We start from the raw sequence: 22,761 nt of genomic DNA on the forward strand, positions 1-22,761 counted from the left end.
GCATGCTCACCTTGAATCGGGCTTGATGTTCGATATCGCTATCGCGGGCCAGCCTCGCATCCTATGGATGTGGGGGATTCATTTCCTGGCGACGATCACGGCGCGCATCGGCGCCGGCAGGCCTTCGATGGTCTTGCTGTGGTCGTCGGGGTCGAGGAAGTCGCTCAGGGACTGGTACTTCATCCACTCGGTGGCCCGCTGTTCCTGCACGCTGGTCAGGCTGACATCCACGCAGCGCACGTCGCTGAACCCGGCGCGGCGCAGCCACAGCTCCAGGGCCGGTACCGACGGCAGGAACCACACGTTGCGCATCTGTGCGTAGCGGTCTTCCGGCACCAGTACCTGCTGCTGGTCGCCTTCGACCACCAGGGTCTCCAGCACCAGTTCACCACCCTTGACCAGGCAGTCCTTGAGCGCCAGCAGGTGCTCGATGGGCGAGCGGCGGTGGTAGAACACCCCCATGGAGAACACGGTGTCGAAACCCTCGAGGTTCGGCGGCAGGTCCTCGAACGGGAACGGCAGGTGCCAGGCCTTGGGTCGTTCCAGGTAGCGTTGTACGGCCTGGAACTGGCAGAAGAACAGCCAGTTCGGATCGACGCCGATCACGCTGTCGGCGCCGGCGCCGAGCATGCGCCACATGTAGTAGCCGTTGCCGCAGCCGACATCGAGGATGCGCTTGCCCTGCAAGTCCAGGTGCGGCGCGACCCGCGACCATTTCCAGTCCGAGCGCCACTCGGTATCCACATGCACGCCGAACAGGTCGAACGGGCCCTTGCGCCAGGGGCTCAGGCCCATCAGGGCAGTGCGCATCCGCTCGCAGGTCGCGGCGTCGCAGTCGGTGTCCAGGAGCAGGCCGTTGAGCAAGTCGATTTCACTGGGGCGCACGTCCGGCAGGGCGTCCAGCGCACTCTGCCAGCGGGCCAGGTCGCCATGGCCCTTTTCCATCTTGGCATCGAGTTGCGCTTGCAGGCCCTGGGCCCAGACGGCCAGGGGAGTGCCCACCAGATGGCGGGCCAGGGGGGACAGATCGATCATGGCAGGGCAATCAACGAAGCGAAATTAAGGCATTGGAACCAGGGCACGACTTTCGAGAAGCCGGCGGCCAGCAGGCGCTCGCGGTGTTCTTCGAGGCTGTCGGGCTTCATGACGTTCTCGATGGCGCTGCGCTTCTGGGCGATCTCCAGTTCGCTGTAGCCATTGGCGCGCTTGAAGGCGACGTGCAGGTCGGTGAGCAGCTCATGTTCCTGGACGTCGTTGAAGCGCAGCTTTTCCGAGAGGATCAGTGCGCCGCCGGGCAGCAGTGCCTGGCGGATACGCGTCAACAAGGCCTGGCGCTGTTCAGGGGCGATGAACTGCAAGGTGAAGTTCATCGCCACCACCGAGGCCGGCTGGAACTCCAGGGCCAGGATATCGCCCTCCACCACTTGCACCGGCAGCAGCTCCTGGAACATCGAGTCCTGGCCGTTGAGGTACTCCCGGCAGCGCTCGACCATGGCCGCCGAGTTGTCCACCGCGATCACCCGGCAGCCATCGCTGCGCACATGCCGACGCAAAGCCTGGGTCACCGCCCCGAGGGACGCCCCGAGGTCGTAGAGCACGCTGTGGGGCTGGGCGAACTGTGCAGCCAGGACCCCGAGGTTCTCGACGATGGTCGGGTAGCCGGGTACCGAGCGCTTGATCATGTCCGGGAAGACCCGCACCACGTCCTCGTTGAAGGCGAAGTCGGGCACCTGGGCCAGGGGCTGGGCGAATAGGCGGTCGGGTTCTTTGCTCACGGCGGTTCCGGCGATGGCGATAAAAAGAGGGGCGGCATTGTAGCCGCTGCGGCCGGCTGCGATAAGGCCTGGAGCAGCGAGGGCGACAACGGGTGTCGCCCATCCCGGGGCTAGCGCGGCTTCTGGCTGAAGGCCGAAGCGGCGATGCCCCACTGGCCCAGCCAGTAGAAAACGATGATCAGGTAGGGCGCGGCATCGAAGGCCCCGACGAAGCGGCTCAGGCCGATCAGGCTGTCGGAGAAGGCGAAACTCAAGGCACCGAGCGCGGCCAGGGCCGCCGAGCGCTTGGGCACCGCCGTGCCCAGCCGCGCCAGGGCCCGCCAGAGCATGGCGCTGATGGTCAGGGCATAGACGATCACCGGTACCAGCAACGGCCCCAGGCCATGGGCGATCAGCACGCTCAGCAGCGCCCCGCCGATGGCCAGGGCCAGCAGCAGTGGCAGCGGCGCCAGGCGCCGGCAGTCGCTCAAATAAGCCTTGAGGTAGGCCAGGTGGGCCACCAGGAAGGCGCCCAGGCCGAACACGAACAGGTCCATGGGCCAGGCCAGCAGGATGTCCCCCAGCACCGAGAACAGCAGGCCGATGATGATCCAGCGCCGGTAGTCCCCCGGTGGCGCATCGTGCAGCCAGCCCAGCAGGGCCAGCACCGGCAGGGGCTTGACCAGCAGGCAGAGCAGGGTGGCATGTATGGCAGTGCCGTAGATGAAGGTCGCGGCGCCCATCAGCGCAAGGATTAGCCAGCCCATGTCAATTGACCGTGATCGAGCAGTCGAAGGCCTTGACCGGCGCTTCCTCCGGCGCCCAGGGCTGCTGGTAGGTCAGCAGCAGGCGGCCCGTGCCGTTGGCGAAGGCCTGGAAGCGCCAGGTGGAAAAGCCGCCGCTGCCGACCAGGCCGGTGTCATCCGGATTGCTGTAGACCTCCGGGCTGACCTTGCGCAGGATGCCGCCAGCCGAATCCTGGATCGCCCAGCGATAGCCCGTGGTGGGGTTGCTCGGCAGGGTGACGATCAAGTTCTGCCCGTTGTGCAGTTGCAGCGGGCACTCACTCTGGTTTTCCACGGTGACGTTTTGCTTGGGTTGGCTGGCGCAGGCGGCCAGCAGGGCAAAGCTGAGCAGGATAAGCAGGCGGTTGGCGGGCATGGGTCAGGAAGCTCCGATCATTCACGACGAACGGCGAGCATAACTGAAGATGGAGAAATGTGTGGCGGGGCTGGGCGGTTGCAGGAGCGAAGCGTGTTCGCGATGAACGATGACGCGGTACGTGAGGTACCACGCGTCGTTTTCGTCGCGGGCAAGCCCCGCTCCTGCAGGGCCCGGGTTAGAACAGCACCTTGGCGACGTCAGAGAAGCGCTTGGCGAAATGCACGGTGATGCCTTCCTTGAGGTAGTCCGGTAGTTCCTCGAAGTGCCCGCGGTTGGGCTCCGGCAGGATCAGTTCGTGGATTTTCTGCCTGCGTGCGGCAATCACCTTCTCGCGCACCCCGCCAATGGGCAGCACGTGGCCGGTGAGGGTCAGCTCGCCGGTCATGGCCACGCCTTTCTTCGGCGGCTGGTTACGTGCCAGGGACAGCAGGGCGCTGGCCATGGTCACCCCGGCGCTGGGGCCATCCTTGGGCGTGGCGCCCTCGGGTACGTGCAGGTGGACGAAGGCCTCGTCGAAGAACTTGCTATCGCCACCGAACTGCTTGAGGTGCGAGCTGACGTAGCTGTAGGCGATCTCCGCCGACTCCTTCATCACATCGCCCAGCTGGCCGGTGAGCTTGAAGCCGCGGTTGTGGGTGTGGATGCGCGTGGCCTCGATGGGCAAGGTGGCGCCGCCCATGCTGGTCCAGGCCAGCCCGGTGATGACCCCGACCCCGCTCAGCACCTGCTCGTTGCGGAACACCGGCATGCCCAGGGACGCTTCCAGGTCCTTGGGGCCGATCTTGATACGGGCGTCGGGTTCGTCCAGCAGCCGTACCACGGCCTTGCGCACCAGCTTGCCCAGTTGTTTTTCCAACTGGCGCACCCCGGCTTCCCGGGCGTAGCCGTCGATCACCGTGCGCAGGGCGCTGTCGCTGATGCCCAGGCTGGTCTTGGCCACACCGGCCTTATCCAGTTGCTTGGGCCACAGGTGGCGCTTGGCGATGGCGAGTTTTTCCTCGGTGATGTAGCCCGACAGGCGAATCACTTCCATGCGGTCCAGCAGCGGCCCGGGGATGGCGTCCAGGGTGTTGGCGGTGCACACGAACAGGACCTTGGACAGGTCCATGCGCAGGTCCAGGTAATGGTCGAGGAAGTCGACGTTCTGCTCTGGATCGAGGGTCTCCAGCAGCGCCGAGGCCGGATCGCCCTGGTAGCTTTGGCCCATCTTGTCGATCTCGTCGAGCATGATCACCGGGTTCATCACCTCCACTTCCTTCAGGGCCTGTACCAGCTTGCCCGGCTGGGCGCCGATGTAGGTGCGGCGGTGGCCCTTGATCTCGGCCTCGTCACGCATGCCGCCGACACTGAAGCGGTAGAACGGTCGGCCCAGGGACTCGGCGATGGACTTGCCGACGCTGGTCTTGCCGACGCCGGGCGGGCCCACCAGGAGCACGATGGAACCGCTGATCTCGCCCTTGTAGGCACCCACGGCGAGGAACTCGAGGATGCGGTTCTTGATGTCGTCCAGGCCAGCGTGATGCTGGTCCAGCACCTTGCGCGCGTGCTTGAGGTCGAGCTTGTCCTCGCCATAGATGCCCCAAGGCACCGCGGTCGCCCATTCCAGGTAGTTGCGGGTGACCGCATATTCCGGCGAGCCGGTCTCGAGGATCGACAGCTTGCTCATTTCCTCGGTGATGCGTTTCTGCGCCTGGGGCGGCAGGACCTTGCCCTGCAGGCGCTGCTCGAACTGTTCCAGGTCGGCGCTGCGATCGTCCTTGGTCAGCCCCAGTTCCTGCTGGATCACCTTGAGCTGTTCCTTGAGGAAGAACTCGCGCTGATGTTCGCCGATCTTGCGGTTGACCTCGGCGGAAATTTCTTTCTGCAAGCGCGCGACTTCCACTTCCTTGCGCAGCATCGGCAGGACTTTCTCCATGCGCTTGAGCATGGGCACGCAGTCGAGCACTTCCTGCAGCTCGTTGCCGGTGGCGGAGGTCAGGGCGGCGGCGAAGTCGGTCAGTGGCGACGGGTCGTTGGGGCTGAAGCGATTGAGGTAGTTCTTCAGCTCTTCGCTGTACAGCGGGTTGAGCGGCAGCAGTTCCTTGATCGCGTTGATCAGCGCCATGCCGTAGGCCTTGACCTCGTCGGTGGGCTCGGCGGGCTGGCGCGGGTACTCGACCTCCACCAGGTAGGGCGGACGATGGTGCTTGAGCCAGGTGCGCACGCGCACCCGGGTCAGGCCCTGGGCGACGAATTGCAGCTTGCCGTTCTCGCGGCTGGCGTGGTGGACCTTGACCAGGGTGCCGTACTCCGGCAGCGCCGACGTGTCGAAATGCCGTGGGTCTTCCTGGGGCGTATCCATGAAGAACAGGGCCAGGGAGTGATGTTCGGATTTGCTCACCAGCTCCAGGGTCTCGGCCCAGGGCTCTTCGTTGACGATGACCGGCAACACCTGGGCCGGGAAGAACGGCCGGTTGTGGATCGGGATGATGTAGACCTTGTCCGGAAGGCTTTGCCCCGGCAGTGCCAGGTCGGTGCCATGGGCGGCCGGATGTTCGGTTTCATCCGGATCGACGTAGTCACGCGGATCTTCGGGGAATTCTTGCTGATCGCTCATGGAGGCTCCTGCACGATGGGCTATGCAGGGTTAGATGGGGCGGGTCATGGCGGGTTTCAATGGGGCAAGGGTTACAGCTTTTTTCCGAGCTGTGCCAGCCCGCGTTGGCGGTGCAGGTTGTCAGGTCATGGAGTGTTCCAGGCCCGAATTGTCCTGGCTCATGGCGTAATTTCCTAGCCTTGTGGTGGAATCGGTGAGATAGCTTGAAGTAATTTTCCGATATCGCTTGTCAATAAAATGACTTCAAACTCACCAGTTTCATTGCGCGATCTTCTATGATTTGCGCATTGACATGAGTGTCCGGATTATCGGAACAAAGACGCCATTTATTTGACATCCATATTCAGCTTCTCAGAGGGATGGGTATGAAGAACGGATTTTTCAGCGCCCGGCGGCAGCTAGCCGCGTTGTCGTTTCCTGGATCCTGCTGGCAACCGGAGTTGTCGAGAGCGCCCTCATGAGGTGGCGCCGAACCTTCCAGGCAAGGATCGTCGGGGTGCTTGCCCTGCTGCTGTTGGTGCTGATCGCCGCGGTGTATTTCGCGGTCAAGACCGCCACCACCCAGGCGGTGGAGCGCCAGGCGCAGTTGCAGTTGAAGACCGGCACCCGGGTCTTCGAGCGCTTGCTGGATTCCCGCGGGCGCAACCTGCAATACGGCATCGACTGGCTGGTGGGGGATTCCGAGTTTCGTCGCGCGGTGATCAGCGGCAGGCCGGTGGATATCCTTGCGGCCCTGGCCCAGCATCGGGGTGGCATTCGCTCCAGCGAGATGTTCGTCCTGTCCCCGGACGGCCGGGTCATCGCCAGTACCCTGCCAGCCATCGGTCGCGACCAGACCTTCCCTTATGACCAGGCGTTGCGCCGGGCCCTGCGCCACGACATCCACATGCTGCTGGTGGCGATCCAGGACCGGCCCTACCTGCTGGTCCAGGGTGAAGTGCTCGAGCCCTTGCCGATCGCCCGGGTGGTCATGGGCTTTCCCATGGACGAGTCCTTCGCCCAGGAACTGCGCTCGATGAGCAACCTCGAGGTCTCGTTCCTGGCAGTGGACGGACAGCGCTCCGGCGAGTTGTTCAGCACCCAGCCGGAGGTGCTCTGGTCGGCCATCATCAACATCCTGCGCGACTCGCTGTGGCAGCCGTTGCCACAGTTGAGCGAACTCCATGGCCAGCGCTTTCTCAACCAGGCGCTGCAATTGGCCAATACCGGCGGCGAAGGCGACCCGCGGGTCATGGCCCTCTTGCAGAGCCCCATGGAACAGGCCCTGGAGGCCTTCGCTCCGCTGGACCGGGAGTTCTTGTGGATCGCCAGCGTGGCGCTGGTGGCATCGCTGCTTTGTGCCTTGCTGATGGCGCGCTGGGTGGCCCGGCCCCTGGAAGACCTGGCCCAGGCGGCCCGACGCATAGGTTCCGGCAACTACCAGGCGCCGGTAGCGATCAAGCGCAGCGATGAGTTCGGGGTGCTGACCGATGCCTTCAACGCCATGCAGAGCGCCATCGCCACCCGCGAGCGACAACTGGCCCACAACGCCCTGCACGATCCGCTGACCGGGCTGCCCAACCGGGCCCTGGCCATCGAGCGCCTGAGCAAGGCCATTGCCGAGCGGCGCAACGTGGTGCTGCTGTACCTGGGGATCGACAATTACCGGGCGATCAACGAAGGCTTCGGGGCCGAAGGCCTGGAGCAGATGATGGGCGAGCTCAGCTGGCGCCTGCGGGAGGTCCTCTCCCAGGGCGACACGGCGGCACGCATCACCACCAGCGAGTTCCTGCTGTTGCTGGAGAACACCGAGCTCACTGGCGCCATCGCCATGGCCGACCGGCTCCATGGCCTGCTCAGCCGGCCGCAGTTGATCCAGGGCGATGAAGTGCGCTTGCAGATCTGCGTGGGCGTGGCGGTGTACCCGGCCGATGGCCAGTCCGCCGAAGAGCTGATCAGCCGTGCGGCCATCGCCCGCCACGACGCTGCGCTCAAGCCGGGTTACCTGCAGGTCTACCAGCAGGACCGCGACCTGGCCCATCAGCGACAGATCAGCCTGATCCGCGACCTGCGTCGCGCCGCTGCCGAGGGCGAGTTGTTCCTGCTGTTCCAGCCCAAGCTCGACCTGCGCCGGGATTACCTGCACCAGGCCGAAGCCCTGCTGCGCTGGCAACATCCAGTGTTCGGCGTGGTGTCGCCGGCGGAATTCATTCCCCTGGCCGAACGTACCGGCAGCATGCACAGCCTGACCACCTGGGTCATCGAGGCCTGCATGCGCCAGTTGGCCGAATGGAACCGCCGCGCCCTGCCGGTGCGCCTGTCATTGAACATCTCCGCCCGGGACCTGGAGGACAGCGACCTGGTGGAGCGGGTCAGCCAAGGCCTGGATCGTTATCAGGTGGCGGCCGAGCAATTGGTCTTCGAGATCACCGAAAGCGCCATCATGCGCCACCCGGAACAATCCCTGGCGGTGCTCCAGCGCTTGCGTGGCTGTGGCATCAGCCTGTCGGTGGACGATTTCGGCACCGGCTACTCGTCCTTGGCGCAACTGCAGCGCCTGCCAGTGCAGGAGCTGAAGATCGACCAGTCGTTCATCCGCAACCTGGATGAGACCAGCGGCGATGCGGTGATCGTGCGCTCGACCATCGAGATGAGCCACAAGCTGGGGCTCAAGGTAGTGGCCGAGGGGGTGGAGTTCGAGCACTGCCTGAAGCTGCTGGAAGGCTGGGGCTGCGATACGGTGCAGGGCTACCTGATCAGCCGGCCGTTGCCCACCGAGTCCTTCGAGCGCTGGTTGCTCAAGGCCCGGGTCTCGAGTTGAAGGCCATGGCGGCGCTTCCCGCCGGTTCCCGGCCGATCAGCAGCTAGCGGCCTCGGCCTTGGCCAGCAGGCTGTGCAGCTCGGGTTCCACCTGGTCTTCGGGAAGCCGGGCCATGACCTCGCGAACCGGCAGTGCATAGCGCCGTTCGATGGCCACTTCCGCCCAGTCCAGTTCATAGATCGCCATGATCCGCACATCCAGGTAAGGCGATTGCACCAGCAGGCGCTTGAGCAGTGCGATGGCCTGCGGGCCGCGCAACTCCCCGAGGGAGACGGCGCAACGTTGCTGCCAGTATTCGGGCTGGTCCAGGAGCAGCGCGTCAAGGCGCTGCCATTGCGCTGCAGTAAAGGCCTGGAGCACGCCCTTGGCCACGTGCTCGGTGATGTATTCGTTCCAGTTGGCGGCTTCGCTGTCGCCGATCCAGCGTTGCAGTTGTTCGAGCATGTCTTCGGGTACTGCGGTGTGCATGTCTTCTCCAGCGCAGCCGCCTGGGCTGGGCGCATCGGGTCAGTAGGACAGTTGGCGGTTCAGCCGTTCCCGGCGAACTTCACTGCCGCCGCGGCCCGGGAGGGCACCTTCAGTGCGTGCAGCAGCGACGAGACGTGGATACGCACGGTGAACGGCGAAATGTCCAGTTCACGGGCGATTTCCTTGTTGGTCTTGCCCTGGGCGATCAGGCGCAGCACTTCTTGCTGGCGGGTGGTGAGGGCGCTGAGTTCGGTGCAGGCATCCAGGGGCAGCAGCAGGCCGGAGGGTGCGTACTTGACCACCACCTCGCCCTGGCGGATGTCGAGGATCGCCTGGGCGATGTCCTCTGGGCAGATGTTCTTGCCGATGAAACCGTCGGCGCCGGCGGCCATGACTTCGCTGATCAGGTCCTGGTTGTCGACCATCGACACTACGATGATCGAGGTCCTGGGCAGTTGCCGACGCAGGTCGGCGATCATGCTCACCGAGGTCAACCCGGGAAAGCGCAGGTCGAGGATCAGCGAGTCGGGCTCCTCGCCACTGCCGGCCAGGGCCTGCACGGTCGCCAGGTCGCCGGCTTCTTCGAGGACCGCCTCGGGCAGCAGGCGCTGGACGGTGCGCAGCATGCCCTCGCGAAACAGGGGATGGTCGTCGGCGACGATAATCCTGCATGTCATGTCTTGAAGCTCCTTGAAACAATCGGTCCTGGGGCCATGCTACCTTGGCAGGCCGGCACTGTACCTGCCCGCTGGTCGTGTCCGATACCGCGTATTGCCAGCAAGGCACCGTGCCGGTGTCCCGAACAAGGAGTTGTTTGCATGAAAGTCGAAAAGGACAGTGAGCTCGACCAGGCCACGTTGCGCATCATCGTCGCCAGTTGTGCGCTGGTTTACGTGATCATCACCAGTTGCCTGCCGGGGCAGGATTTCGACACCTATTTGCCGGTGATCATCTACATCATCGTCTTCACCCTGGTTTCCATCGGGCTGCGCCTGGCCATCGCCCGCTGGCCGGGCCACTACCCGGCCCGGCGGATACTGGGGATCATCTACGACTACACCGGCACCTGCTTCGGCCTGGTGATGGGCGGCGAGGGCGCGCTGCCCATCTATGCGGTGATGGTCTGGGTCAACCTGGGCAATGGCATGCGCTTCGGCTCGCGCTACCTGGCCATCGCCACCGTCCTGGCGTTGTTCGCGTTGTTCATGGTCTACCTGCTGACCCCGTACTGGCAGAGCCAGCCCTACATGGTGCTGATGCTGATGGTCACCAGCACGGTGATCCCGATCTATGCCCATATCCTGCTCAAGCGCACCCGGCTGGCCTCCGAGCAAGCCATCGCCGCCAACCTGGAGAAATCGCGCTTTTTGGCCCAGGCCAGCCATGACCTGCGCCAGCCGATCCACTCCATAGGCCTGTTCACCGCCTGTCTGCGCGAGGCCGACCTGGGCCAGGATGAGCGGCGGCTGGTGGACAACATCGACCGTTCGCTGCTCAACGTGTCGCAGTTGTTCCGCTCGATCCTCGACCTCTACACCCTGGACAACGGGCGCGTGCAACCCAAGTACGAAACCGTGCACCTGGGACAGTTGCTGCGCGACCTGATCCGGCAGAACGCCGAGGCGGCGCGCTGGGCCGGGGTCGAGCTGCGGCTGCGGCCCTGCAACCACTGGGTACGCATCGACCCCGGGTTGCTGGCGACCATGGTGCAGAACGTCCTGTCCAACTGCTTCAAGTATGCGCCGCAGGGGCCCGTGCTGATTGGCGTGCGCCGCCGTGGCCAGGGCCTGGCCATCGAGATCCATGACCGTGGGCGCGGTATCGCCGAAGAGCACCTGCCGCGGATCTTCGAAGAGTTCTACCGGGTCCGCCAATTGCGCGACAAGGATGTCGAGGGCGTGGGCCTGGGGTTGTCCATCGTCAAGCGCCTGGGGCAGCTGGTGGACCTGGAAGTGCGCTTGCGCTCGCGGGTCGACCACGGCACCAGCGTGACCCTGGCTGGCCTGCAACCGGCCGCGCCGCAGCAGTTGCGGCGCCACGACGAGGCGTTGCAGAACGGCCTGCTGAGCGGTTTGCGGGTATGCCTGGTGGAGGATGACCGCAACGTGCTGCTGGCCACCTCGGCGCTACTGGAGCGTTGGGGCTGCGTGGTCCAGGCCGAGGCGTCGGCGCAGGACCTGGTCACCGACTGCGACATCATCGTCGCCGACTATGACCTGGGCACCCGGGTCTCGGGCATCGAGTGCATCGACCACATACGCCAGCAACGGGGCTGGGAAGTGCCGGCGCTGATCATCACCGGCCACGACATCGAGAAGATCTATGCCGCGCTGCACGATCGCAACATCGCCATCCTGTCCAAGCCGGTGCGGCCGGTGGAGTTGCGGGCTACCTTGCGTGCCTTGCGCGAGACGCCAGTAGCGCTGGTTCACCAAGTTGGGGCGTAGCGGACGCTACCAGGTCCGGCACGGGATGAGCAGGGGGTAGTTGGTCATGGTCAGCTTCTTGTTGTCGCCGCTGGCGAGTTCGACGAAGTCATCCAGCATGCCCGAGTACGAAGAGATCGAGCTGCGCTCGGTGTAGTAGTGGGTGGTCACCGGCCCGTAGTTGGTGTTGCTCTGGCCGGTGCCCACGTACTCGTTCCAGCGGCTGGTGCCGTACACCATGTCCTGACCCTGGACGAAGTATCGGCCTGGTTGCAGGCCGGTGAACTGGAAGATGCCGTCGTCGTTGGTCCGGGTCACCCGGTGCACGGCCACGGCCTCGGGGAGCATGCTCACCGGTGCGCCTTCGGGCTGGGATGAGCGCAACTTGTGCCAGGCCTGCAAGTGCGGGGTGACTGGATACAGATAGATCTCGACGTTGCGGCTGCTCTCGATGCCATCGTTGCCGACGATGCAGAACTTGCCGGTGAGGGTTGCCGTGCCCGGTTGCAGGGCCGCACGTGCGGCCTGGGTGTCGAAGGGAACGTCGGGGTATTGCACGCTGGGGACCTTCACCAGCGGGTATTCGTCCAGGGTTCGTCCCTGGCGCGGGGCGCAGGCGCTCAAGGCACAGGCGAGCAGCACTGTACCTGAGACCATGAATAGGCGGGATGTCATGACGGCGGGACCTTTGTATGCAGGGAAGTAGCGCGTTCGCGCGGCACCGCCCTGCGTCGGGCAGGTGCGGTGATTCGTCGCGAGTTTTCGGGATGGCCGCTTTATTCCTTGTTGCACTCAGCGGGCATCGAGACCAGGCCACCCATGCTGGCAAAGGCAATCATGCCGCCGGAGGGCAGCACGCAGTTGTAGCCACCGGCGCTGGTGTTGGCGGTGAAGTAGGTCTGGGTATTGTCGTTACGCACGTTCGAGACGCTGGTCACGTTCTTGCCAATGGTGAGCTGGGCGCGGTTCTTCAGGTCGTCGTTGCTGGGGCTGGCGACGGCACAGCCGGCGAGCGCGACCACCAGGCCGCTGAGCAGGGTGAAGGAACGGGCGTTGGGATGGAGTTTCATGATGACGCTTCCTTGGTGTTGTAGTTTCTTTCCACGGCGCAGCCGTCCCCCGCACCGCAGGACTGCGGTGTTGGTGGGAACGAGGTGGTTGGCCAAAACTATAGCGTCGGGGGACGGGGAGGGTCGATTAGCACAGATGGGCTAGTGTCCCTTTGCAATTACGCAGGTTGGCAGGGTCAATCGGCCAGTTGTTCCTGCAGGCGGCGGCCCAATACATCCAGCAAGTCGCAGCCATCACGCAAGGGGATGACGCACAGTTGGGCGAAGTCCTGGAGCAATTGTGGATTGCCGCCGAGGTGGTCCTGGCTGGCGATGCTTTCCAGCAGCTGGGTCGCGGCGCGGATACGGTGGATGGCCGCTTCGTGCAGCGCATCCAGCGGGGCCTGGGTGTCCACCAGCAGGGCGGGGATATCGTAGTCGTTGCTGGTGAGGGGCATGAAGCGCCTTGGGGGATGTGCGGTGTCGTCGTCCATTGCCTGGGGCCTGCCCGGTGATCTTGCGGACCTTAAAGGCAGACGGTCGTAGCGAACAAGGTGATGTTGTTCTCTGTGAGCTGTAGGACTTTTCAAAACCCATGGCTGTAGCCGCTGCCGAGCCTGGGAAGCTGCGCCAAGGCCCGTAGGGCCTTCCTGGATCCGCGTCCGCTGCGCGGCCGTACCTAGCCTGCGGCAGCCGTTACACGAAGGCGTGTGAGGGCGGGCACAAAAAAGGCGGCTACCCGCAGGTAGCCGCCTTTTTCAGTCGCTATCGGGGTTTATTCCGACAGTTTGTAGGCAATGATGTAGTCGCCCATCTTGGTGCCCAGTGAGCCGTGGCCGCCCACGACCACCAGCACGTACTGCTTGCCATCCTTGCCGGTGTAGCTCATCGGCGTGGCCTGGCCGCCAGCTGGCAGGCGGGATTTCCACAGCTCCTTGCCGTTCTTCACGTCATAGCCGCGGATGTACTGGTCCAGGGTACCGCTGAGGAAGCCCACGCCGCCGGCGGTGACCATGGAACCACCCATGCTCGGTACGCCCATCGGCAGGCCGATCGGGATCGGCGAGCTGTCACGGCTGGTGCCGTTCTTGTGCTTCCACACCACCTTGTTGGTGGTCAGGTCGATACCGGCCACGTAGCCCCAGGCCGGAGCCTGGCAAGGCACGCCGAGCGGCGACATGAACGGATGCATGATCACCGCATAAGGAGCACCGGTGTTGGGTTGCACGCCCGAGGTCTCGCTTTCGCGCTTGCTGCCGGCGGCCACTTCGGCGCGCGGTACCAGCTTGGACACGAAGGCCATGTAGTTCGGGCTGGTGAACAGCAGCTGGCGTACCGGATCCAGCGATACGCTGCCCCAGTTGAACACGCCGACGTTACCCGGATAGACCAGGCTGCCCTGCACCGATGGCGGGGTGTACTGGCCGTCGTAGCGCAGCTCCTTGAACTGGATGCGGCACAGCATCTGGTCGAACGGAGTGGCGCCCCACATGGCTTTTTCGTCCAGTGGCGGGTTCAGCAGGTTCAGGTCCGAACGGGCCTGGGTCGGTGCGGTGTGGTCGCCTTCCACGGCTCCGGTCGGGGCGGGGATCTCGCGGATCGGCACGATCGGGGTGCCATCGCGACGGTCCAGCACATACAGGCTGCCTTGCTTGGTCGGCTGGATCAGCGCCGGCTTGACGCCGTCCGCGGTCTTCATGTCCAGCAGGGTTGGCTGGCTGCCCACGTCCATGTCCCACAGGTCGTGGTGGGTGAACTGGTAGTTCCAGCGCAGCTTGCCGGTATCGATATCCAGGGCCACGGTGCCGGCGCTGAATTTCTCGGCGCCCGCGCTGCGGTTGCCGCCCCATTGGTCGGGCATCTGGTTGCCCAGTGGCAGGTAGACCAGGCCCAGTTTCTCGTCGACGCTGGCCAGGGACCACATGTTCGGCGAGTTGCGGGTGTAGGTCTTGCCTTCCGGCAGCGGCGTGGTTTCGTCGGGGTTGCCCGAATCCCAGTTCCAGACCAGGTGGCCGTCGTGCACGTCGAAGGCACGGATCACCCCGGACGGCTCGTTGGTCGACTCGTTATCGGTCACATGACCGCCGATGATCACCAGGTTGCGGGTGATGGCCGCCGGCGAGGTGGAGTAGTAGCCACCTGGAGTGAACGAGCCGATGCCGGCCTTGAGGTCCACGGCGCCCTTGTTGCCGAAGTCTTCGCAGACCTTGCCGGTGTCGGCGTTGATGGCGATCAGGCGCGCATCGGCGGTCGGCAGGAACAGGCGGCGCGGGCAGCTGGCGGCGATGGCCTGGCCGGCAGGGGACAGGGTCGCCGGATGGCTGATGGCGTCGGAGTTCTGGTAGTTGGCTTCGTCGTAGTACGACACGCCACGGCAGGTCATGTGGGCCCAGCCACGGAAGTCGTCACCGTTGGGGCCTTGGATCTGCGGGTCGAAACGCCAGATTTCCTTGCCGGTATCCGGGTCCAGCGCCAGTACCTTGCTGTGGGCGGTGCAGGCATAGAGCATGCCGTTGGCCTTGAGCGGGGTGTTCTGGTTGGTGATTTCCACCGGGTCCTTGGCGGTCGGCATGTCGCCGGTGCGGATACGCCAGGCTTCCTGCAGCTTGCCCAGGTTGGCCGGAGTGATCTGCTTGAGCGGCGAGTAGCGGTCACCGAATTCGGTACGGCCATAGGCCTGCCAGTCGCCTTCGGGCATGGTCGGGGCGGTGCTGGTCATGTCCGCGCTGTCGCGGCCCAGGTCGCCGGAGATTTCCCCGGGGTTGGTGAACTGGCTGCCGATGGCGGCGCCACCAGCCAGGACCACGGCCACGCTCAGGGCGGCGGTGCCCATGGGGGCCGGGCCATCACGCAGCAGTGGGCGACGGAACCAGGGCAGCAGCAAGACCACGCCCAGGGCGAACCACAGCGATAGGCGCGGTACCAGTTGCCACCAGTCCAGGCCGATTTCCCACAGCGACCAGATGGTGCTGGCGAACAGCACCAGCGCATACAGGCCCAGTGCCGCGCGTTTGCCGGCCAGCAACAGCAGGCCGGTCAGTGTCAGGCCGATACCGGCCAGGACGTAGTACAGCGAGCCGCCGAGCATGCTCAGCTTGATCCCCCCGGCCAGCAAGGCCAGGCCCATTAGCAGCAGCAAGATCCCGAGCAGGCTTGGTAGCAAGCGGCTCGGGCTCGAAGCGCCCTCTGTGCTCATAGTGTGGTTCTCCGTGACGTTAAGAATGTACCCGCGCTTGTTCACTGTAGATGACGTTCAGGCGCGGGCTTGGTTCAGCAGGAAAGTGGATGGCGCCGGCTTTTTTTGCCGGCGAGCCTCAGAACGAACTCTGCAGCTTGATGCCGCCGATCAGCGCGTCGTCCACCTGGTTCACACCGCCGGGATGGCGGATGTATTGCAGGTTGGGGCGCACGGTCAGCCAGTTGGCCAGGTGCACGCCGTAGTACAGCTCGGCGCTGTACTCGGTGTCCTGGGGCGGCAGGTAGCCGGGGTTGTCGTAGTCGTACAGCGCGCGGGCCTGGTTGCTGGCCTGGGCGTTCTTGCGGTAGGCCGGGTTGACATGGACCCGGGCCAGGGCGAAGCCGATGTCGTCCTTGGCCCGGGCGTCGAACGGGCCCTTGTAGACCAGGCCAGCCTGGACGTAGTTGTCGATGGCGTTGGTCTTCTTGTCATGGGCGGTGACGTTGGCGAACAGGCTCAGGCCCCGGGACTGGTCGCTGGCCAGGCTGGTGACCTGCTGTTGCACGCCCAGCCACAGGCCGTGCTTGCTCGAACTGCTGCGGTAGGCCTCACCGGTCAGCGCGGCGGGCTGGCCATTGCGGTCTTTATAGGCGTCGGTGGCCTTGGCGCTGCTGTAGTAGTAGCCGGCGCGGTATTCCCCGGGCAGGCCATTGAGCCGTGGAGTCCAGACCAGCTCCACCGGCAGCAAGGTGCCCTGGGTGCCGCTGCCGCTGAGCTTGAAGCCGTTGTCGCGGTCCAGGTTCGAAGGGTTCTGCTCGTAGGCGCCGACCTGGGCATAGAGCTCTGGGGTCAGGTGGTACTTGATGCGCAGGGCCCATTGGCTGACCGGCCAGTTGTACCAGACGCTGCCGGCCCAGTTGCCGACTTGCGAGCCGCAGAACGCCAGGTTCTGGAAGTCGCAGGGGAAGCTGTTGAAGTCTTCGCCCTGGCCGAAGCGACCGGCCTTGATGTCCAGCTTCTGGTCGAAGAACTTCTGCTGGTACCACATCTGGGTCAGGCGCCAGGTCTGGCCGCGACCCCAGACTTCCTGGGCCGAGGTGAACCCGCCGACCCGTGGGTCGTTGATCCGGTCGTTGCTGATGTTGTCGCCATTGCGCTTGGTCACTGTCAGCTGGAACTCGGCATCGTCCCAGCCGAGGATCTTCTGCAGGTCCAGGTGGCTGCCGAAGGCGAACTGGTCGCTGTAGCGTGCGGTGCGGTCATGGTCGTAGCCGCCGCGCAGGTTGGCACCCATCTCGCCGACGTAGTCGATCTTGAAGTCGTAGCCCTGCCTGGCCAGTTCCGTGCGGGTGCCGTTCCAGTCGCCGAGCATCCAGGGTGAGTCGCTGTCGAAGGCCGGCGTGGCTTGGGCGCAAGCGGCAAAACCCAGGGCGCCGAGGAAGGCAGCTGGCGTCAGGACAGCGCTATCTTTTGCGCGCTGAGAAAGAGGCATAGGCATTCGAATAAGGTCTTTTTCTAGGAATAGGCAAAACAAGGGCAGGGCATGCGACCTTGACCGCTGTCGGTCGAGGGCGCCAGGCCGCTGTTTTCAAAAGGAAAGTGAAGCGTTTCAGCTTCGGGTGCGAAGAATAAAGCGCCCTCTCGGCAAGAGAAAGCGCTTTTATCGACATGAACCGTTTCGGATTCGGTAACAGTCGTTCGGGTTTTGCCGCTCAGCGTGATGGAGACGGTTGCGCCACGGCAGCCTTGTGCCGGGTATGACCGAGGACGAAGTACGCCACCAGGCCGAAGATCAAGCCCCAGAATGCCGCGGCCAGGCCCAGGAAGCTCATGCCCGAGGCGGTGACCAGGAAGGTGATCAGCGCCGCTTCACGTTGCTGGTCGTCGGCCATGGCGCCGCTCAGGCCGGTGCTGATGGCGCCGAACAGGGCGAGGCCGGCCAGGGCGGCGATCAGCTCCTTGGGCAGGGCACCGAAGACCGAGGCCAGGGTGGCGCCGAACACTCCCATGAGCAGGTAGAACAAGCCGCAGGCGATTCCGGCGATGTAGCGCTTATTGGGCTCTTCATGGGCTTCGCGGCCGGTGCAGATCGCCGCGGTGATAGCGGCCAGGTTGATGCCGTGCGCGCCGAAGGGGGCCAGCAGCGCCGAGGTGATGGCGGTCCAGGACACGATCGAGCGGGCCGGGGTGGTATAGCCGGAACTGCGCATGACTGCCATGCCCGGCACGTATTGCCCGGTGAGGGTCACCAGGGCCAGGGGCAGGCCGATATTGACGATGGCCTGCCAATTCCACTGTGGGGCGATGAAGATCGGCTCGGCCACGGCCAGGGTGATGGCCCCCAGGTTGAATTCGCCCAGGGCTGCGGCCACGCAGCAGCCCACCAGCAACACGGCGGGGATGGCGTAGCGCGGCGACCAGCGCTTGCCCAGCAGATAGGTGGCGAGCATCGCCAGCACCAGCACCGGTTGCAGGCTGAGCGAGGTGAACAGGCCTGCGCCGAAGCGAAACAGGATGCCCGCCAGCATGGCGGCGGCGATGGCCTTGGGCAGGCGGGCCATGAGCTTGTCGAAGGCGCCGCTGAGGCCGAGCACGGCGATGATCAGCGCGGCGACGATGTACGCGCCAATGGCCTGGGGCAGCGATACCGTCGGCAGCATCGAGACCAGCAGCGCGGCACCGGGGGTGGACCAGGCGGTGATTACCGGCACCTTCAAGCGCCAGCTGAGCAGCAGGCCGGTAAGGCCGCTGCCGATGGATATGGCCCAGATCCAGGAGGACACCTGGTCATCGGGCATATGGGCCTCGCGGGCAGCCTGGAACACGATGATCAGGGGGCCGGCGTAGGAAATGATCACGGCGATCAAGCCGGCGACCACGGCGGAGAGGGACAGGTCCTTGCTGAGGTTGTGCATGGCATCTCGACTGGTGGGGGTGGATGATTGAGTCGATCGAAAGGAGCGTGTTTCAGTGTATTTCAGAGAATTGAATCGATTCAATTGTATTGGTGCAATCAATGGCTTGGCGAGGAGCATTGAATGCTGATTATTTATTGTAAGTAACTGTTTATTAATGATTTTGTTGGTTGAAGTACATTTGGTAAAAAATCATCCGGGCGAAATCTGGCCTGGTGATTGAATCAATTTTCCGATTGATTCGATGGACGAGTGGGCGGCGGCCCTGTGCTATGCTGCGCCGCATTTCAATGCAGCCGATGGTCACCAGCCTCCATGTGGGTTCCCCAGTTAAGCGACTTCAACCAGCCGGTCTACCTGTCCATCGCCGATGCCCTGCAGCGGGATATCGGCAGTGGCCTGCTCAAGGATGGTGAGCGCCTGCCGACCCTGCGCGAGCTGGCGGTGACCCTGAACGTTACCCCCGGCACCATCAATCGGGCTTACGGTGAAGCCCAGCGCCGCGGCCTGGTGCAGGGCGAGGTGGGGCGTGGTACCTACGTGCTGGGGCGCGCGCCGTTGGCGTTGGCGGAGGGCGCAGCCGGGCCGTCGTTGGCCTTGGGCCAGTCCGAGGCCCTGGACCTGTCGCTGATCAAGCCCTACAGCGAAACCCTGGAATACTGGCTGCGCGGCGCCCTGGTGGGCATGGCCCGCAGCAGCGATTTCGGTCGGGCCCTGGACTATGCCCCCGATGGCGGCCATCCGGCCCACCGCGAGGCGGGGGCACAGTGGTTGCGGCATTCGCTGCCCGAGGCCCAGTGGCAACAAGTGGTGATCACCTCCGGCGCGCAGCACGGGCTGATGGTCGCCATCAGCGCCTTGAGCAATGCCGGTGACCTGGTGCTCTGCGAGTCCCTGGCTTACCCGGGCATCATCTCGGTGGCCCATGGTCTGGAGCGGCGCTTGCGGGGCGTGGCCATGGACGAGGAGGGGATACTGCCCGAAGCCCTGCGCGAGCAGTGCCTGCGGGAGAAACCGGCGTTGCTGGTGTGTGTCGCCAGTTGCCAGAACCCCACCACGGCGATCATGTCGCCGGGGCGTCGGGCACAGATTGCGGCACTGGCCGAAGAGTTCGATTTCCTGCTGGTCGACGACGATATCTACGGTTTTCTCGCCACCGATCCGCAGATCAAGCCGCTATCGGCCTATGCGCCGGAGCGTTCGGTGTACCTCACCAGCCTGTCCAAGGCGATCATGCCGGCCCTGCGGGTCGGCTACCTGTACAGCCCGCCCAAGCTGCTGTCGCGCTTGAGCGCGATGGTCCGCAGCAGCGTGTGGATGCCCTCGCCGCTGACCGCGCAACTGGCCAGCAATGTGCTGGTCGAGGGGCTGGACCGCAAGCTGGTAGAGACCCAGCGCAGCGAGGCGGCGGCGCGCCAGGCGATTGCCCGGGAAGTGTTCGCCGGTTTCGAGTTCCGGACCCAGCCCCACAGCTACCACCTGTGGTTGACCTTGCCGCAGCCCTGGACCGCCGATGAGTTCGCCACCCTGGCCCGGGCCAATGGCGTGCTGGTGATGAGCGGCACGCAGTTCCAGGTGGAGCGCGATGCCAGCTGCCGCCAGGTGCGAGTGGTGCTGATGTCGCCCACCACCCGCGACGAGTTGCGCTTTGCCCTGACCCAACTGGCCAGCCTGATCGACACCGACCCGCGGCGCTATCGCTGAGCGCCGAGCGGGGCGCTGGCTGGCCTGGCCTTAGAAGGTAGTGCGCAGGCCCACTTCCACACTGCGCCCGGCCGCTGGGGCGATATCCCGCAGGATCGAACTGGCGTAGCGCACGGTCTGGTTGGTCAGGTTCTCGCCCTTGACGAAGGCCAGCCACTGGCTGCTGCCGATGTCGAAGCGATACCCGGCGCTGGCTCCCAGGGTGGTGTAGCCATCGGTGCCGCTTTCGTTGTCCGGTACTCGGCCTTGGCTGGCGGCGTGTTGCACGTCCAGCCGGGCCTGCCAGCGGTCCAGTTCCCAGAGCAGGCCGCTGTTCAGGCGCAGTGGTGCTATACGCGGCAAGTCCTGGCCGTTGTCCAGGTTCTTGGCCCGGGTGTAGTCGCCGGACAGCTCCAGGGCGAACTTGCCGTAGGCGTTCTCTCCCAGGGTCCAGCGATCCTGGGCTTCGATTCCGGTGAAGCGCGCCCGCACTCCGCTGTAGATATATTCCGGATGCCCTGCCAGATCTTCTTCGCCTTCATCGTCGAGTGTACGCCCCGTACCCAGCAGGCCGATGTAGTTGGAGAAGTGGCTGTAGAACACCCCGACGCTGCCTTTATGCACGCCGTTGTCGAAGCGCAGGGCCAGGTCGCTGGAGACGGCTTTTTCCTTGGACAGCTTGGCGTTGCCCACTTCGTAGGTGCCGGTGGCGACGTGGGCGCCATTGGCATACAGCTCGTAGAAGGTCGGCGCGCGTTCGGTGTAGCCCAGGGTGGCAGCCAGGGACCAGACCGGAGTCAGGGTGTAGACCGCGCCCGAGGACAGGCTGCCGGCGGTGAAACTGCTGGATTTGTCGGCCTGGGCGAAGCGTTCGTTGCCCTTGCCATCCGGGTCCACGACGGTGTGTTCCAGGCGCCCGCCAAGGCTGAGTTTCAGGCGGTCCGTGGCTTGCAGTTCCTCGAGGATGAACAGCGCGCCGCTGTTGGTATCGGTTTTCGGGACGAAGGCTTCCTCGCCCAGGGCCGAGAATTCGTTGCGGTTGAACTGGGCCCCGACCACCCCTTCGAGCGGGCCGATGGGCAAGTGCCGAGCCTCGACCCGGGCTTCATAACCCTTGTTCTTGAAGGTGGTGCCGGTTTCGCCGCCTTCGATCTCGCGGTGTTCGTAGTCGGTATAGCCGGCATTGAACTTCAGCGAACTGAAAGGGCCTTGCAGGTTGCGCAACTCGGAAGCGAAGGCGTAGTGGTCCTGCTTCATGCGGATGCGTACGTCCTGCTCGGCTGGGGAGCCGTAGTTGGAGTCGTAGTTGCTGTAGGACAAGCCGGCGTAGCCGTCGTCCCAGGTGTAGGAACCGCCGATGGCACCACCGTCCTGGCGGCCGTCGCTGTTGCCCAGGCGGCCTTTCTTGCCGTTGCCGTCTTCGCTTGCCGGAGCATGGCGGCTACGGGCGTAACCCGGGATCTTCAGATCGTTGAACTGCCGTGAGTTGGCGTCCAGGTGCAGGGCGAAGGTGCCGTTGCCGGCTTCCAGCTTGCCGGCGCTGCTGCGGGTGGTGTCGGCACCGCCGTAGCGCAACTCGCCGGCACCGTGGATGCCCTCGATGGCTTCGGTGGGGATGCGGTTATCGAAGCTGTTGATCACCCCGCCGATGGCGTTGCCGCCATAGAGCAGGGCTGCCGGGCCACGGACGATCTCGATGCGCTCGACGTTGACCGGGTCCAGAGGCACGGCGTGGTCATAGGACAGCGACGAGGCGTCCAGGGCACCGACGCCATTGCGCAGGATGCGGATGCGATCGCCGTCCAGGCCGCGGATCACCGGGCGGCTGGCACCGGGGCCGAAGTACGACGAAGACACCCCCGGCTGCTTGTTCAGGGTCTCGCCGAGGCTGCCCTTCTGCGCCAGGGTCAGCGCATCACCTTCCACCACGGTGGTAGGGGCGGCCAGTTCGGTGTTGCCCAGGGGGTTGGCGGTGATGACCTGTTGCGGCAGTTCCACGGCGTGGGCCTGGGAGGCGATCAGCACGGCGGCGGACAGCGGCGACAGGCGCCACAGTAGCGAGCGAGAAGGGCGGTGAGCTGAGAGGGACATCGGTCGTTCCTTGGCAAGCATTGCGCGACGCGCATATGAGTCGAAAAACAGGCAGGACACGGGACACCCGAAGCGCGGGTGAGTTGTTATGTGTTGATACAATATAACATCTCAAATGCGTGAAAAAGCCAGGAACTTTTTCATCGACTCGCATCGGGGTGCCTTCGCGGCTTGGCGCAACGGCAGCCAAGCCGTCCGCGCATCGCCGCTGCCGCAGGCTGTGAACGGGCGCGCAGCGGCCGGCAGGTAGGGGCTGGTGACGAATTTGGCCAGTCGATCATTGAAGGCCTGCGCAGCCTTGCGGGCTGCCTAGCGGCTACAGTTAATCCAGCGCACTGGCGCGGGCGCAGGCCGTCGGCTAAGGTGCGCGGCTTGTTTTCCTCATCTGCGTTCGAAGGCCTGGCATGACCGTTACCCACACCGACCCGCTGCATGGCGTGACCCTGGAACAGATCCTCAAGGCCTTGGTGGAGCACTACGAATGGTCGGGACTGGCGGAACGCATCGACATCCGCTGCTTCAAGAGCGATCCGAGCATCAAGTCGAGCCTGACGTTCTTGCGCAAGACGCCCTGGGCCCGGGAGAAGGTCGAGCGGCTCTACGTGAAATTGCAGCGCACCAAGCGTCCGCTCTGAGG

General features: G+C 64.6%; 18 protein-coding genes. 4 read left to right on the forward strand and 14 right to left on the reverse strand.

Annotated features, from left to right (window positions below):
* Positions 1–78: 78 nt before the first annotated feature.
* From cmoB to lon, 5 genes are all read right to left on the reverse strand, one after another.
* Positions 79–1,035, reverse strand: a complete 957-nt coding sequence (gene cmoB, locus GDH07_RS18240) for a tRNA 5-methoxyuridine(34)/uridine 5-oxyacetic acid(34) synthase CmoB (RefSeq protein WP_152898453.1) — start codon at positions 1,033–1,035, stop codon at positions 79–81.
* Positions 1,032–1,775, reverse strand: coding sequence for a carboxy-S-adenosyl-L-methionine synthase CmoA (cmoA, locus tag GDH07_RS18245; RefSeq protein ID WP_022640667.1), 744 nt, complete (start codon positions 1,773–1,775; stop codon positions 1,032–1,034). The genes cmoB and cmoA overlap by 4 nt, the downstream gene beginning before the upstream one ends.
* Positions 1,776–1,885: 110 nt before the next feature.
* Positions 1,886–2,521: a lysoplasmalogenase gene (locus GDH07_RS18250; RefSeq protein ID WP_031320428.1), complete on the reverse strand. Its 636-nt coding sequence runs from the start codon at positions 2,519–2,521 to the stop codon at positions 1,886–1,888.
* Between the two features lies 1 nt (position 2,522).
* Positions 2,523–2,915 carry a protease inhibitor I42 family protein gene (locus GDH07_RS18255; protein ID WP_022640665.1) on the reverse strand — a complete coding sequence of 131 codons (393 nt, stop codon included), beginning with the start codon at positions 2,913–2,915 and terminating at the stop codon, positions 2,523–2,525.
* Positions 2,916–3,093: 178 nt separating this feature from the next.
* A complete protein-coding gene (gene lon / locus GDH07_RS18260) occupies positions 3,094–5,514 on the reverse strand; it encodes an endopeptidase La (protein ID WP_152898454.1) in 2,421 nt (806 codons plus the stop codon).
* 457 nt (positions 5,515–5,971) lie between these two features.
* Between lon and GDH07_RS18265 the strand changes: the two genes are divergently transcribed.
* Positions 5,972–8,314 (forward strand): putative bifunctional diguanylate cyclase/phosphodiesterase, encoded by a 2,343-nt coding sequence (locus GDH07_RS18265; protein ID WP_031320427.1) that lies wholly within the window; start codon positions 5,972–5,974, stop codon positions 8,312–8,314.
* Positions 8,315–8,350: 36 nt separating this feature from the next.
* On the opposite strand, the gene GDH07_RS18270 is transcribed toward GDH07_RS18265, so the two are convergent.
* Both GDH07_RS18270 and GDH07_RS18275 read right to left on the reverse strand, forming a co-directional pair.
* Complete coding sequence (locus tag GDH07_RS18270) at positions 8,351–8,782, reverse strand: hypothetical protein (protein ID WP_053131741.1); 432 nt, start codon at positions 8,780–8,782, stop codon at positions 8,351–8,353.
* Between the two features lie 59 nt (positions 8,783–8,841).
* Positions 8,842–9,459, reverse strand: coding sequence for a LuxR C-terminal-related transcriptional regulator (locus tag GDH07_RS18275; protein ID WP_022640661.1), 618 nt, complete (start codon positions 9,457–9,459; stop codon positions 8,842–8,844).
* A 141-nt stretch (positions 9,460–9,600) separates the two neighbouring features.
* On the opposite strand from GDH07_RS18275, the gene GDH07_RS18280 reads away from it, so the two are divergent.
* Positions 9,601–11,229 (forward strand): hybrid sensor histidine kinase/response regulator, encoded by a 1,629-nt coding sequence (locus tag GDH07_RS18280; RefSeq protein WP_152898455.1) that lies wholly within the window; start codon positions 9,601–9,603, stop codon positions 11,227–11,229.
* A gap of 6 nt (positions 11,230–11,235) precedes the next feature.
* Here the strand turns inward: GDH07_RS18280 and GDH07_RS18285 are convergent, their stop codons facing one another.
* The 6 genes from GDH07_RS18285 to GDH07_RS18310 all read right to left on the reverse strand — a co-directional run bounded on the left by GDH07_RS18285 (position 11,236) and on the right by GDH07_RS18310 (position 18,350).
* On the reverse strand, positions 11,236–11,883 hold the full coding sequence (locus GDH07_RS18285) for a carboxypeptidase-like regulatory domain-containing protein (RefSeq protein WP_152898456.1): 648 nt from the start codon (positions 11,881–11,883) through the stop codon (positions 11,236–11,238).
* A 101-nt stretch (positions 11,884–11,984) separates the two neighbouring features.
* The gene (locus GDH07_RS18290; protein ID WP_022640658.1) at positions 11,985–12,278 is read right to left on the reverse strand and encodes a hypothetical protein; all 294 of its coding nucleotides are present in this window, start codon (positions 12,276–12,278) and stop codon (positions 11,985–11,987) included.
* A 176-nt stretch (positions 12,279–12,454) separates the two neighbouring features.
* Positions 12,455–12,715, reverse strand: coding sequence for a hypothetical protein (locus GDH07_RS18295; RefSeq protein ID WP_022640657.1), 261 nt, complete (start codon positions 12,713–12,715; stop codon positions 12,455–12,457).
* 317 nt (positions 12,716–13,032) lie between these two features.
* Positions 13,033–15,453 carry a glucose/quinate/shikimate family membrane-bound PQQ-dependent dehydrogenase gene (locus tag GDH07_RS18300; RefSeq protein ID WP_152898457.1) on the reverse strand — a complete coding sequence of 807 codons (2,421 nt, stop codon included), beginning with the start codon at positions 15,451–15,453 and terminating at the stop codon, positions 13,033–13,035.
* A 118-nt stretch (positions 15,454–15,571) separates the two neighbouring features.
* Positions 15,572–16,927, reverse strand: a complete 1,356-nt coding sequence (locus GDH07_RS18305) for a carbohydrate porin (RefSeq protein WP_053131733.1) — start codon at positions 16,925–16,927, stop codon at positions 15,572–15,574.
* 220 nt (positions 16,928–17,147) lie between these two features.
* Positions 17,148–18,350: a benzoate/H(+) symporter BenE family transporter gene (locus tag GDH07_RS18310; RefSeq protein WP_085595069.1), complete on the reverse strand. Its 1,203-nt coding sequence runs from the start codon at positions 18,348–18,350 to the stop codon at positions 17,148–17,150.
* A 315-nt stretch (positions 18,351–18,665) separates the two neighbouring features.
* Between GDH07_RS18310 and GDH07_RS18315 the strand changes: the two genes are divergently transcribed.
* Positions 18,666–20,054, forward strand: a complete 1,389-nt coding sequence (locus GDH07_RS18315) for an aminotransferase-like domain-containing protein (RefSeq protein ID WP_152898458.1) — start codon at positions 18,666–18,668, stop codon at positions 20,052–20,054.
* A 30-nt stretch (positions 20,055–20,084) separates the two neighbouring features.
* Here the strand turns inward: GDH07_RS18315 and GDH07_RS18320 are convergent, their stop codons facing one another.
* Entirely contained in the window at positions 20,085–22,124 is a 2,040-nt protein-coding gene (locus tag GDH07_RS18320; protein WP_152898459.1) for a TonB-dependent receptor, read from the reverse strand.
* Between the two features lie 404 nt (positions 22,125–22,528).
* Between GDH07_RS18320 and GDH07_RS18325 the strand changes: the two genes are divergently transcribed.
* On the forward strand, positions 22,529–22,759 hold the full coding sequence (locus GDH07_RS18325) for a VF530 family protein (RefSeq protein WP_022640650.1): 231 nt from the start codon (positions 22,529–22,531) through the stop codon (positions 22,757–22,759).
* Positions 22,760–22,761: the final 2 nt, after the last annotated feature.

The sequence above is a fragment of the Pseudomonas piscis genome, from assembly GCF_009380155.1.
GTDB lineage: Bacteria > Pseudomonadota > Gammaproteobacteria > Pseudomonadales > Pseudomonadaceae > Aquipseudomonas > Aquipseudomonas piscis.